Consider the following 12,785-nt stretch of genomic DNA (forward strand, 5'->3'; position numbering starts at 1 on the left):
ATGAGATCTTTTATATTTAATGAAGTTATGAAATTGAGAAGACAAACCCTTATAAAAATGGCAGAAATGTATGAAAATAATCAATTAGAAGATGAAATCGATAAATTACCAAAAATAATGCTTCCAGGCCCTGAAGGTAAGTATAGAGGTTCTGTGTATCATGAAAGAGAAGTTTTAAAAAATAGGATAAAAAATTATTTAGGATTGGATTATGATAAAACAAAAGACAAAGAACTTTATGAATTAACTCCTTTTTTAGATGAAATATTATCTGGAAAAAGTGATTTAAAATCAGAAAAATTTGTTCAAGTTATAAAAGAAGCATGTGATTCTTGCCCTTCTGGAAGATATTATGTAACTGATTTATGTAGGAATTGTGTGGCACACTCATGTATGAATGCATGTCCTAAAAATGCTATATCTTTTGAAAATGGAAGAGCTGTTATAGATACTGAAAAGTGTATAGGTTGTGGACTATGTTCTAAATCATGTTCTTATTTTGCAATAGTAAAATTAGAAAGACCTTGTGAAAGAGCTTGTTCAGTAAATGCTGTAATAAAAGATGAAGATAATTCCGCAAAAATAAATGAAGAAAAATGTGTTAATTGTGGAAATTGTTATATTTCTTGTCCTTTTGGAGCTGTAGAAACTCCATCTTATCTCATGAATGTTCTTTACAGTTTAAAAAATTTTAAAAATAATATAGCTATTTTTGCACCTGCCATTGTTTCGCAGTTTGGTCCAAAAGTAAGCATAGGTCAAATAAAAGATGCATTAAAAAAAGCAGGTTTTGATAATGCATATGAAGTTGCTATAGGTGCTGATATTGTAGCTCAAGAAGAAGCAGAACTGTTAGATAATACTGAAGAATTAGTAACAACATCTTGTTGTCCTGCATTTGTTGAATATATAAAAAAACATCAACATAAATATATAAAAAATATTTCACCTGCACCATCACCTATGATTGCTTTGGCAAAAAAAGTTAAAGAAGAAAATAAAGATTCAAATATTATATTTATAGGACCATGTATAGCAAAAAAATCAGAAGCTTACAACAGTAATTATATTGATTATGTCATCACATTTGAAGAATTAGGTGCTTTATTAATAGCTAAAAATATTGAACCAACAGACTTTGAAAATGAAGACATAGAAGGTAGTTATGATGCTTGGAACTTTGCTGCTTCTGGTGGAGTTACAAAAGCTGTAGAGAATAGGATGAAAAAAGAAAATATAACAACTTTAAAAATGAATGGGCTTGAAGAAGGAAAACAAATTTTTAAAGATTTAGAAAAAGAAAACATAAACCTTCTTGAAGGAATGGCTTGCTTTGGAGGATGTATATCAGGACCAGGTGTTTTAATAAATCCAAGAGTTGCAAATAACGGATTAAAAAAAATCAAAACTTTAGATAAAATATAAAAAAAGGGTAGAATAATTAATTATTCTACCCTTTAATATTATTTTTTATATAAACAGATGACTTTTTTATCTACTTTTAAAATATCATCACTTACTTTATTAAAAGTTATAAGATCTCCAGAGAAAAAAACTAAAGAATTTTTACCGAGTATTAAACTACCATTACCATTTTGTATGAAATAACTTCCAACCATACTTGAATCTATTAAATATTCACCAGGTTCTAATTCTCCTGATTTCCATTCAGCCACTTTTAAACTTCTTAATCTTTCTTCTTTTGGAAAGTTAACCAATTCAAAATATTCTCCAGATATAACATTTTCTTTTTGATCTTTTGTAAACATTTCTACGGGGTTTTCGATTACTTCCTTCATACCCCCAAGTGTCTCACTCAATAATTCATAATATTTTTCGATTTCTTCTTTAGAAAAATTATTATTTAAAAATATATCTAATTCATCGAAATCTGCATCAGGTTTTTTTTCAAAAAAATCTTCAACAGCTTTAACAACATTTTCCATTATATGCCTCCAATTATAATTGCATTCTCATTATTTCTTTATAAGAATCTATTATTTTTGTCGTTACTTCTGTAGTCAATCTCAAAGATAGAGAAGCCTTTTCAGCAGCTATAATGACTTGATGTACATCATTAATTTTTCCAGTTGCATAATCATTTGTAGCTTTATCAGAAATATTTTGTAAACTGTTTACATCATTTATAGCATCATTAAGCATTTTTGAAAAGTTTAAATTTTTATTATTTTTATTTAAATCAGTATTTTTAATACTTTCTAAACCGATTTTATTTATTCTGTTTATCAAATCGATTCACCTCCCATATTATTTTCCAATATTTAAGGCCGAATTATACATTGTTTTAGCTGTATTTACAGCAGTTGCATTGAATTCATAAGCCCTTTGTGCAGATATCATATCTATCATTTCACGCAATGCATTTACATTTGGATATCTAACATAGCCATTTTCATCTGCATCAGGATTATCAGGTTCATATTCAAGACGAAATGGAGCTTGATCTTCATTTATTGAGCTTACTTTAACTCCACCAAAACTTTCTGAATTACTCATAGAACCATTTAAAACTTCTTCAAAAGAAACAGATTTTCGTCTATAAGGTCCTCCATTATCAGTTCTTGTTGTATTTGCATTGGATAGATTTTGAGAAATAATATTCAATCTAAATCTTTCTGCAGACATTCCACTTCCAGAAATATTCATGCTTTTAAACAAGCCATCCATCATCTACCACTCCTAACAGCAGTATTATATCTTTGAATAGAATAAGTCATCAATCTTGATAACCCAGTGTATTTCATAGAATTTTGAATCATCAATGAAAACTCTTTATCTTCATCAACATTATTACCGTCATTTTCAAATGATTTTGAATCATCAACTTTAACAGAAGGGTTTACTTCATCTATATTCTTAAAATTTGTGATATGCTTTGAATTATTTGTATTTAACTTTAAATCTTGATCAGAATTATTATCAATAGATTTATTTAACTCTTCTTCAAAAGAAACATATTTTCTTTTATAATTTGGGGTATTTTTATTTGAAAGATTTTGTGATATCATTTTATGACGTAGAACAGATGCATCCATTGCTTTTGGTAAAATTTTAAAGGTATCATTAAACATTTTTATCCCTCCTGTTCTATTATTCTTTAAAAAATATAAATTTCCTAAATGGAGGTCATTATATGAAAAATATAATGCTAATTGGATATTATGGTTTTAAAAATTTTGGAGATGATCTTCTTTTAAAAAGCATTTTAAAAATATTTCAAGAAATAAATTTTTCTGGAAATATATATATTCCATCAGATAATGAACTACCAATCAATAAAACTTCTTATTCTTTTTCTATAAAAAATATAAATAGATTTGATATTTTAAGTCTTAGAAGTTATGTTCAAAAAATGGATATAGTTATATATGGTGGAGGAAATCTATTTCAAAGCGAAACCTCTTTAAAAAGTTTTTTATATTATTATTATATAGCGAAAACAGCTATGAAAAATAATATAAAAATACTTTTATTATCTCAAGGGTTAGGTCCCATAAAACATAAAATAGCTTCTAAAATGTTAAAAAAAGTTTTATCTTATAAAAACCTACAAGCTATATTTAGAGATAATACATCTTATAATTTTGCAAAAAATTATAATCATAATGTTTATCTTTCGGCAGATCTAGGTCTTTATTGTTTGATGGATGAACAAGAAAATTTTATCAAAAAAGATAAAAAAAACAAAATATCTATATGTTTAAAAAATAATTATAATGATATAGAAAGTTTAATAGATTTTCTTTCTATTTTCAATGATCATGAAATACAAACACTCATAATAAATTCAGATAAAGATTCATCAGTAAATTATTATATAGTAGATAAAATGAGAGAAAATAAAGTAAATATACCTTTTCCATTAAAAGATTTTAATAAAATAATAGAAGAGATATCTACATCTAATTTAATAATTTCTGATAGACTTCATGGAGCTATTGCAGGTATTTTTTTTGGAGTACCTACGTTTACATACGGAAATAATAAAAATCAAAGAGTTTTAAAAAATATTTCATCGGATTATAAATTTTTTTATAAAGAACTAATAGATATAAGTTCTTTATACACAGATTATATAACTAAAGGTTATGATTTTAAAACACTTGGAGAAAGATTTAATATTGATATATTAAATTCAGTAAAGATAACTAAAGAACTCATTCAAAACGCCTTATAATTTGCAAAGTTTCTCCATCTGTAGAAAGTACAAGAACTATATTTTCATCTGGAGAAAAAATATCTATTGGATATTCATCTATATCTAAAGTTTGAAAAATTTTAAAATCTTTTATAATATACAATTTATTATAAATATGAGAAATTGCATATATATAATCATTATTAGGAGAAATTTCAAAGTCTTTAAGTGGCACATCTTCAAGTATTTTGGTAGTTTTTCCATTTTTAGTATCATAAAAATAAATACCACCATATAAAGAATTTCCAATTATATAATTTTTATAAGTAGAAATTTTTTCTGTATATTTACCAAATTGAGCTACAAATTCTTGCCTTTTATAAGAATTTTTATAAAGTTTTCCATCAAAATAAGAAATTATATATTCATTATTGTTGTAATAAGTTATATCTTTAGGAAATTTTATATTGGCATAGTTGATTATATAAGTATTTTTTTCAGGAATATAAAATAAAATATTAGTTAAAAATTTATTATCTTCAAAATTATCAAACATTGGAACAAAAATTTGATTATTTAATATATTTATTGCTGGACTATCAACTATTAAATTTGAAGATTTTAATATGTCCAAATTAGAATTTAATATATATAGTTTATTTGGTGAGTTTGAAGTTATATAAAGCTTATCATTTAAAAACACTATGTTTACTGGTTTTGATTCTATTCTAATTTTTTTTATTAATTTGTTATTTTTTAATTTTAAAATTTCTCTTTTATAATTATCTATTAAATATATAAATTCACCATCATATGCAGCTGCCATTGGTATTGTTGCATCATTATATTGAGAAATTTCATTTGTATAAAAATCTATAACGGATAATTTACCATCATAATCAGAAATCAAAGCATAATTATCGTAAGAATTTATATGAAAAGCCCTTTTTCCAATATTAAATTTATTTATTTCAACAAAATAATCTTCAGAAAATATTAAAACAAAAATAAAAATGTATAGAATTAAAATATAAAATTTTTTTATGATTATCTCCTCCTCAATAAAAATAAATCAATAATTATTTTATCACAAAGAAGATAAAAAATGAATAATTTAATTATATAAAAATATTAACTTAAAAATGAGAAAGATTTTTCATAAATCTTTTTGCTAAAACAAAATATTTATAGTATAATAAATTGAAAAAGACTGAAAAGAGGTGTATTTTTTGTGGTTCTTGTTGCTATAGTTGGAGGGAGTGGTTCAGGTAAAACAAGTGTTTCAAAATGCATAGTAGAGCATTTTAAGAATAGAGCATCATTATTAAATATGGATGACTACTATAAAGATTTACCCCCAAAAATAAATCCTTCAGACTTTAATTTTGATGATCCAAAAGCATTTGATTTTGAATTGTTTTCGAAACACATGAAAGAATTAAAAAATGGTAAAGATATTCATGTTCCAGTATACAATATGGTTACTTTTAGAAGAGAAAATGGTATTTTTGATTTATTTAGGACAAATGACCTTGTAATAGTCGAAGGAATATTTGTTTTACATGATGATAACATAAAAGAACTCTTTGATTTTTCAGTTTATATAGATGCTCCTTCTGATGAAAGACTTATAAGAAGAATTGAAAGGGATACAATAGAGAGAGGTAGAACAGTTGAAAGTATTTTAAAACAATATAGAAAGTTCGTAGCTCCTTCATTTAAATCTTTTATAGAGCCACAAAAGTTTAAAGCAGATATTGTTTTGCCAGAAGGAGTTAGTAATTTTAGAGGTATGAATATAATAATAAATGCTATAGAAAGAATGTTAGAAACAACATCACAGGAGGGAGATCAATGAAAAAATTAATAGTAATTCTTCTCTTATTTACAAGCTTAATTTCGATAGGGTTTTCTCTTGATTTAGATGTTCTAAGAAACAATTATAATTCTTATATTTCTGAATATAAAAGTGGAAATGAAGAAGGAAATCTTAAAGATTTTTATATTCAACTTGAAAATCTTGGAATATATAAGTTTTATAGAAATATTATGATAGGTAGTGCTGAGTATATTGATAGACCAACTAATATTCAAACGTATCTGTCAAATATATATAATTCTATGGAATTTGATAACTATGAAGAAAAGATTGCATTTGCTGGATTCTTAGCTTATGTTCAAAGTGATTTTTCTGGTCAAAGACTTTCAAAAGAATCTGTTAGATCTCTACCAGCATATTTTACTACTATTCAAGATTATAGGGGAGAAATACAAGATGAATCATTAACATATCTTGGAAATGTTATAGCTTATTCATTAGGTCTTGTTGAATCATCACCATATAAAAATATTAAAAAATTTGATATGAAAGCAAGTATAGATAATTATGATTTATATACATACTCAGGAGAAGCCCAAACTCTTTATGACTCTATGATAGAAAAAAATAAAATAGATTTAGAATCTAAAATAAAAGATATTTCGACTTCAGATTTAAATGGTGAAGAACTTGAATATGCAATAGATGACTTATCTTATGAATTTTTGCAATCACTTACAGAACAAGTTGATGATGAATTGACTGAAGTTATAAATATAATAATGCAAGATGGAAAAATAAGTTTAAATTTATATTATTTAAGATTTATAGTTTATGTAATAATTTTTATTTTATTTTATTTTTTCTATAAAAAATTTATACCTTATATTTCTCTAATAATATTTCTTTCTGAAAGTTTCTATATGTTGTTTATTTTTGATGCTTTAAAAGATACTATAAGTTCTTTTATATATGGTTCTTATTTTATTTTATTTATCGGTATTTTTGCTATTATCACACTTTTATCTGTATTCAAAAGAAGAGCAAATATATTCAAGAGAATTTCAAATAGTTTAATATTTATAGGATTATTATTATTGATATTAATACCTTCATATTATTCTGAAGATTTACTCATGAAAAATAATGTTTCGTTTGAAAATAGTGAGTTTCAAAAGCAACTTATGAGTGATATTCTATATTATGATCATGCGCCAGTTATGAAAAGTCTTGACTTTATAAGATCTGAACTTGGACAAGAATATTCAGAAATAAATCTAATATATAAAAATGAATTAAATGCAATGCTAAAAAAAGGAATAGACAAAAATATATATGAATATGTATATGCAGATGAAATTGATGGAATAGATATAAAAACTTTAAAAGAAGGATTAAAGTTTAACAATATAGAAAATTATCAAGAAATAGCAAAAGAATATTCAAGGGTTATAGAAAAAGCCATTAAAGTTTCAGAATTAAGGTCTGGAAGAGTTAATAATGAAATGAAAGTATTGAAAGACAATATAGCTGATGTAATAAGATACTCTGATGAAGATTTTATGGATTATTATGAAAAAGAGTTTTTTAAAATCACTTCAAATAATGAACTTTTACAGGCGATAGAAAAAGATACTCAAGAATATTTTGATGAGACACTTATAAGAAATAAAATACCTTTAAAAGCTTATAATACAAGTTGGGGAACTTCTATATTGATAATATTTTTACTTTCAATATTAATTTTTATAATCTTTGAACAAAGAATAATAAAAAATATTTCTTCAATCATGATGATTTTAGCCAGTATATTATCATTTATAAAACCTGATACATTAGAAGTAATATCACAGATTAAATTTCCAACTGTTCACACGTATGATTTTTCAGTTAATATTTTTTATGGTGCTATAATGTTAGTTATTTCGTTACTAATATACTTCAACCAAAGGGGAGGTAGTAAAGTATGAAAAAAATTCTTGTTTTATCGCTTGTTTTATTGCTTTTTGTAAGTGCTTTTTCATTAAAAGCAATAATGGTAACAGATACTGGAGGATTGGGAGACAAATCATTCAATGATGGTACATGGAATGGCCTTTTAAGGGCAGAAGACGAATTAAAAGTAGATATTGAATATATAATATCTAAAGAACAAACAGATTATATTACCAATTTAACAACAGCTGCAAAAAATGGTGATGTAATACTTGGTGTAGGTTTTTTAATGGCTGATGCTTTATTTAATGTTGCACCACAATTTCCAGACAAAAAATTTATAGGTATTGATATATCTCCATCAGAAGGACAAACAGTACCTAACAATCTTGCACTATATACTTTTAAAGAACAAGATGGAACTTTTCTTGCTGGATATATAGCTGCAGCTATGAATAAAACAGGTAAATTAGGTTATGTTGGTGGTATAAGAATTCCTCCAGTTATGAGACTTGAACTTGGATTTAGAGCAGGTATAAAAGCTTATAATCAACTTCATGGAACAAATATTGAATTAATATCAGGTTATGCTGGTGCTTTTGATGCTCCCGCTAAAGGTAAACAGATGGCTATGGCACAGTATGAACAAGGTGCAGATATTGTTTTCCATGCTGCTGGTGGAACAGGAAATGGTGTAATAGATGCTTCTAAAGAAAAAGGTAGTCAATTTTTAAATGTTAAAGCTGATGCTTCTTTAACAACAATAATAGATGAATATTTTAAAGCTGGAAGAGGATACTTCTCAATAGGTGTAGATTCAGATCAAGACTATTTAGCACCTGGTTATGTATTAGCTTCAGCAATGAAGAGAGTAGATAATGCAGCTTTTGAAGGAATAAAGTCTGCAAGATCTGCAAGAAGATTCCAATCTGGAGAAACAATATTGAGTTTAGCAGATGGTGGAGTTAGTTTATCACCTATGAAATATACAAAAGGTTTTGTACCTAATAAAGTTTTTGCAGAATTATCTTATCTTGAAAAATTAATAGCAGAAGGAACATTAGTTATTCCAGGAACAGATGAAGCATTTGGAACATTTGATGTATCAAGTGTACAATTTCCATTTTAATTAAAATAAAGGGCAGGAATCCCCTGCCCTATTAAAATATTAAATCAGTTAAATTTGTTTAATTGTTCTAATATTTTAATGAAAAATGAAAAACAGGAGGTGTTTTAATGTCTCAGCCTGAAGTTAATATAAAAGATTATGCCATTTATATGAAAGATATAACAAAACAATTTCCAAAAGTATTGGCTAATAATAAAGTCAATCTCAAGGTAAAAAAAGGTGAAATTCATGCTTTAATTGGAGAAAATGGGGCAGGAAAGTCTACACTAATGAATCAATTATATGGATTATATAAACCTACATCTGGAGAGATTTATATAATGGGAGAAAAGGTAGAAATAAATGGCCCAAAAGATGCTATTCTAAAGGGAGTAGGAATGGTTCATCAACATTTCATGCTTGTTGATAATCTTACCGTTGCAGAAAATGTTATTCTTGGTTCTGAGCCGAAAAAAGGAATTTCATTAAACTTAAAAAAGGCGAGAGAGGAAGTAAAAAAACTATCTGATAGATATGGTCTTTATGTTGATGTGGATGCTAAGATTGAAGATATACCTGTTGGAATGCAACAAAGAGTTGAAATAATAAAAACCCTTTATAGAGGAGCAGAAATATTAATCTTAGATGAACCTACTGCTGTTTTAACTCCTCAAGAAATAGAAGATATTTTTGAAATTATGAATAAATTAAGAGATGATGGAAAGACTATAATATTTATCTCTCATAAACTTCATGAGGTTATGAAAATATCTGATAATATAACTGTTATGAGACTTGGAGAGGTTACCGGGCATGTAAATGTAAAAGATACAAATGAAAAACAACTCGCAAATATGATGGTAGGAAGAGAAGTTGTTTTGAGAGTTGACAAACCGGAAAAAACACCTGGTGAAAAACTTGTAAAAATAGAAAATTTATGGGTAAAAGATAATAGACATTTAGATACTGTTAGAGGAATAAACTTTGAAATAAAAAAGGGTGAAATACTTGGAATTGCTGGTGTAGCTGGTAATGGACAAAGTGAACTTGTTGAAGCTTTGACTGGATTAAGGAAAATAGAAAAAGGAAATTATTATTTCAAAGAAAAAGAAATTTCAAAATATAATGTTAGAGAATTAAGAGAAGAAAATATTACACATATACCAGAAGATAGATTTAAATATGCTATGATACAAGAATATCCAAATTATTATAATATGATATTGGGCAAACATTATCTTGAACCATTTGCATATAGAGGATTTTTACAACATGAAAATATATTAAAAAGAAGTGAAACACTTGTTAAAAATTTTGATGTAAGACCTGCAGATTCTACAATAGCAACTGGAAATTTATCAGGGGGAAATCAACAAAAAGTAGTAATTTCGAGAGAAGTTTCTGCTGGACCTGAATTTATTATAATTGCTCAACCTACAAGAGGTCTTGATGTTGGAGCAATTGAATATGTTCATAATGAAATAATAAATCTTAGACAGAAAGATGTAGCTGTTTTATTAGTTTCTATGGAACTTGAAGAAGTTTTATCCCTTTCTGATAGAATAATTGTTATGTATGAAGGACAAATAATGGGAGAAGTAAAACCAGAAGAAGTATCGATCGAAGAGATAGGTCTTATGATGACAGGTAACAAATTAAAGGATATAAAACTTTCAGAAGACACAAAAAGCCATCATGGAGGCGATAAATAATGCCTAAAGTTCAAAGTAAAAATAAATGGATGCCATTTTTAGTTCCATTTTTCTCAGTATTAGTTTCTCTTATAATAGCAGCTATAATAATTCTATTATTGGGGAAAAATCCTTTAACAGCTTATGCTGAAATGTTTAAAGGAGCTTTTGGAAGTAGACTATCATGGGCAGATAATATAACTAAAATGACCAGTTTACTATTAACAGGATTGGCGGTAGGATTTGGATTTAGAGCTGGAGTATTTAATATAGGAGCAGAAGGACAAATGGCTGTTGGAGGAATAATGGCTACTTTTGTAGGGATAAATATGGGAAATGTTCCAGCAGTTATAGCAATTCCTCTTACAATGATGGCAGGTATACTTGGTGGAGCTGTATGGGCTTCAATTGCAGGTATTTTAAAAGCAAAAACTGGAGCTCACGAAGTAATCTCCACTATAATGCTAAACTGGGTAGCTTATCATTTGAGTAATTATGTTGTTTCTGGTCCTTTAGCTGTTGGACAAGGTGTTCCGAAATCTCCTGAAATAGCTCAAAGTGCTCAATTACCACCTTTGTTAACTGTACAGGCTTCAAATGTTCCATCGGGGATACTTGTTGCAATAGTTGCAGCTTTTGTCGTATATATAGTTCTTCAGAAAACAACTGTTGGATATGAATTAAAAGCAGTTGGATATAATCCTTATGCTGCCGAGTATGGTGGAATTTCGATATCAAAGAATATAGTTTTAACTATGGCCATTTCTGGAGGACTTGCTGGATTGGCTGGAGCAATAGAAGTAATGTGTGTTTATCATAGAATATTTGGAGCATTTACTGGAAGTAGGGGATTTGATGGAATCACAATAGCTCTTATAGGTCAAAATAATCCTATAGGAATAATATTCTCCTCATTCTTAATATCATCTTTAAGATCTGGTTCTAATGCCATGCAAAGTGTTGGAATTCCAGATGATATAGTAACTATAATACAAGGTATAATAATATTTTTTGTAGCAGCAAATAGAATAATAAAAATGTGGATAATGAAATTTTCTAAACCTGTTAAAGGTGGTGAATTAGAATGAGTTGGATAGAGGCAATTTTTACGGCATTGATATCTCCTCTTTTTTATAAATTAACAATTTTATCTGCTCTACCTTTAATATTTGCATCAATAGGTGGAGTATTTACCGAAAAAACTGGAGTAACAAATATAGCTTTAGAAGGAATAATGAAATTGGGTGCTTTTACATCTACAGCTTTTACATTTTTGACCGGAAATGTTTGGATTGGATTGTTGATGGGTATAATATCTGGAGCAATCTTGGCATATCTTCATGCTTATGTTTCCATAGAATGGGGGGCAGATCAAATTGTTTCTGCTACTGCATTGATAATATTAGCTCAAGGTATTGTAGGTTTTTTAATGGTTCCAGTTTTTAATCAAGAAGGGCAAAGTGATTTTGTATCAAAGATTCCTTTAGTTAGAATACCAGCCATACAAAAAATTCCTTTTATAGGCGAAATATTTGGTGAAATAACAATTTTCTTTTATATTGCAATAGTAGTAATAATAGCATCATGGTATTTATTATATAAAACTCCTCTAGGTTTAAGGATGAGGGCGGTTGGAGAAAACCCAAAAGCTGCAGATACTCTTGGAGTTAATGTAAAAGGCATAAGATATTTTGGTGTTTTGATGTCTGGACTTTTAGCTGGATTAGGTGGAGTATATATTGTTTTAGGTGATCTTGGACAATTTCAAGAACATATGCCGGCTGGAAAAGGTTTTATTGCATTAGCTGCCATGATACTTGGAAATTGGAATCCGATAGGAGCAATGTGGGCTTCTTTATTATTTGGAGCTGCAGAAGCTATGAATATTCAACTTCAAACTCTGTTAGAATTACCATCAGAAGCTAAAGCTTTATTAAATTTATTACCATTCATACTAACTTTAATAGTGGTTGGAGGATTTGTTGGAAAAACAAGGGCTCCAGCAGCGAGTGGTAAATCATATGAAAAAGAATAAAAAGTCCGCTTTGCGGGCTTTTTTTTAGTAATATAATA

General features: G+C 27.4%; 13 protein-coding genes. 8 read left to right on the top strand and 5 right to left on the bottom strand.

Annotation, left to right across the window (positions count from 1 at the left end):
• The gene (locus C7380_RS02240; RefSeq protein WP_158274751.1) at nt 1–1,425 is read left to right on the top strand and encodes a monomeric [FeFe] hydrogenase; all 1,425 of its coding nucleotides are present in this window, start codon (nt 1–3) and stop codon (nt 1,423–1,425) included.
• A gap of 38 nt (nt 1,426–1,463) precedes the next feature.
• On the opposite strand, the gene C7380_RS02245 is transcribed toward C7380_RS02240, so the two are convergent.
• From C7380_RS02245 to flgB, 4 genes are read right to left on the bottom strand one after another with little or no spacing between them, the layout of a single operon-like run.
• On the bottom strand, nt 1,464–1,946 hold the full coding sequence (locus C7380_RS02245; RefSeq protein WP_109603855.1) for a hypothetical protein: 483 nt from the start codon (nt 1,944–1,946) through the stop codon (nt 1,464–1,466).
• 13 nt (nt 1,947–1,959) lie between these two features.
• On the bottom strand, nt 1,960–2,250 hold the full coding sequence (gene fliE, locus C7380_RS02250) for a flagellar hook-basal body complex protein FliE (RefSeq protein WP_109603856.1): 291 nt from the start codon (nt 2,248–2,250) through the stop codon (nt 1,960–1,962).
• An 18-nt stretch (nt 2,251–2,268) separates the two neighbouring features.
• Nucleotides 2,269–2,688, bottom strand: coding sequence for a flagellar basal body rod protein FlgC (flgC, locus tag C7380_RS02255; RefSeq protein ID WP_170110811.1), 420 nt, complete (start codon nt 2,686–2,688; stop codon nt 2,269–2,271).
• Nucleotides 2,688–3,092 carry a flagellar basal body rod protein FlgB gene (gene flgB, locus C7380_RS02260; RefSeq protein WP_109603858.1) on the bottom strand — a complete coding sequence of 135 codons (405 nt, stop codon included), beginning with the start codon at nt 3,090–3,092 and terminating at the stop codon, nt 2,688–2,690. Before flgB ends, flgC begins: the two co-directional genes overlap by 1 nt.
• 62 nt (nt 3,093–3,154) lie before the next feature.
• Here flgB and C7380_RS02265 point away from each other — a divergent pair, with 62 nt between their 5' ends.
• Complete coding sequence (locus tag C7380_RS02265; RefSeq protein WP_109603859.1) at nt 3,155–4,198, top strand: polysaccharide pyruvyl transferase family protein; 1,044 nt, start codon at nt 3,155–3,157, stop codon at nt 4,196–4,198.
• Here the strand turns inward: C7380_RS02265 and C7380_RS02270 are convergent.
• Entirely contained in the window at nt 4,179–5,069 is an 891-nt protein-coding gene (locus C7380_RS02270; protein ID WP_109603860.1) for a YncE family protein, read from the bottom strand. The genes C7380_RS02265 and C7380_RS02270 overlap by 20 nt on opposite strands.
• 321 nt (nt 5,070–5,390) lie before the next feature.
• Here C7380_RS02270 and udk point away from each other — a divergent pair, with 321 nt between their 5' ends.
• The 6 genes from udk (at nt 5,391) to C7380_RS02300 (ending at nt 12,747) form a co-directional block, all read left to right on the top strand.
• Entirely contained in the window at nt 5,391–6,017 is a 627-nt protein-coding gene (udk, locus tag C7380_RS02275) for a uridine kinase (RefSeq protein WP_109603861.1), read from the top strand.
• Entirely contained in the window at nt 6,014–7,948 is a 1,935-nt protein-coding gene (locus tag C7380_RS02280) for a hypothetical protein (protein ID WP_109603862.1), read from the top strand. Before udk ends, C7380_RS02280 begins: the two co-directional genes overlap by 4 nt.
• Nucleotides 7,945–9,042, top strand: a complete 1,098-nt coding sequence (locus tag C7380_RS02285) for a BMP family lipoprotein (protein WP_109603863.1) — start codon at nt 7,945–7,947, stop codon at nt 9,040–9,042. Before C7380_RS02280 ends, C7380_RS02285 begins: the two co-directional genes overlap by 4 nt.
• A 107-nt stretch (nt 9,043–9,149) precedes the next feature.
• A complete protein-coding gene (locus C7380_RS02290) occupies nt 9,150–10,733 on the top strand; it encodes an ABC transporter ATP-binding protein (protein ID WP_109603864.1) in 1,584 nt (527 codons plus the stop codon).
• The gene (locus C7380_RS02295) at nt 10,733–11,800 is read left to right on the top strand and encodes an ABC transporter permease (RefSeq protein ID WP_109603865.1); all 1,068 of its coding nucleotides are present in this window, start codon (nt 10,733–10,735) and stop codon (nt 11,798–11,800) included. The genes C7380_RS02290 and C7380_RS02295 overlap by 1 nt, the downstream gene beginning before the upstream one ends.
• Complete coding sequence (locus C7380_RS02300; protein WP_109603866.1) at nt 11,797–12,747, top strand: ABC transporter permease; 951 nt, start codon at nt 11,797–11,799, stop codon at nt 12,745–12,747. Before C7380_RS02295 ends, C7380_RS02300 begins: the two co-directional genes overlap by 4 nt.
• Nucleotides 12,748–12,785: the final 38 nt, after the last annotated feature.

Source organism: Oceanotoga teriensis (genome assembly GCF_003148465.1).
GTDB classification, from domain to species: Bacteria; Thermotogota; Thermotogae; order Petrotogales; family Petrotogaceae; genus Oceanotoga; species Oceanotoga teriensis.

Excerpts from the sequence above, each read along its gene's own strand:
- C7380_RS02240 (WP_158274751.1), top strand. The coding sequence starts at position 1 with ATGAGATCTTTTATATTTAATGAAGTTATGAAATTGAGAAGACAAACC.
- C7380_RS02245 (WP_109603855.1), bottom strand. The coding sequence starts at position 1,946 with ATGGAAAATGTTGTTAAAGCTGTTGAAGATTTTTTTGAAAAAAAACCT.
- flgC (WP_170110811.1), bottom strand. The coding sequence starts at position 2,688 with ATGGATGGCTTGTTTAAAAGCATGAATATTTCTGGAAGTGGAATGTCT.
- flgB (WP_109603858.1), bottom strand. The coding sequence starts at position 3,092 with ATGTTTAATGATACCTTTAAAATTTTACCAAAAGCAATGGATGCATCT.
- C7380_RS02265 (WP_109603859.1), top strand. The coding sequence starts at position 3,155 with ATGAAAAATATAATGCTAATTGGATATTATGGTTTTAAAAATTTTGGA.
- C7380_RS02280 (WP_109603862.1), top strand. The coding sequence starts at position 6,014 with ATGAAAAAATTAATAGTAATTCTTCTCTTATTTACAAGCTTAATTTCG.
- C7380_RS02285 (WP_109603863.1), top strand. The coding sequence starts at position 7,945 with ATGAAAAAAATTCTTGTTTTATCGCTTGTTTTATTGCTTTTTGTAAGT.
- C7380_RS02290 (WP_109603864.1), top strand. The coding sequence starts at position 9,150 with ATGTCTCAGCCTGAAGTTAATATAAAAGATTATGCCATTTATATGAAA.
- C7380_RS02295 (WP_109603865.1), top strand. The coding sequence starts at position 10,733 with ATGCCTAAAGTTCAAAGTAAAAATAAATGGATGCCATTTTTAGTTCCA.
- C7380_RS02300 (WP_109603866.1), top strand. The coding sequence starts at position 11,797 with ATGAGTTGGATAGAGGCAATTTTTACGGCATTGATATCTCCTCTTTTT.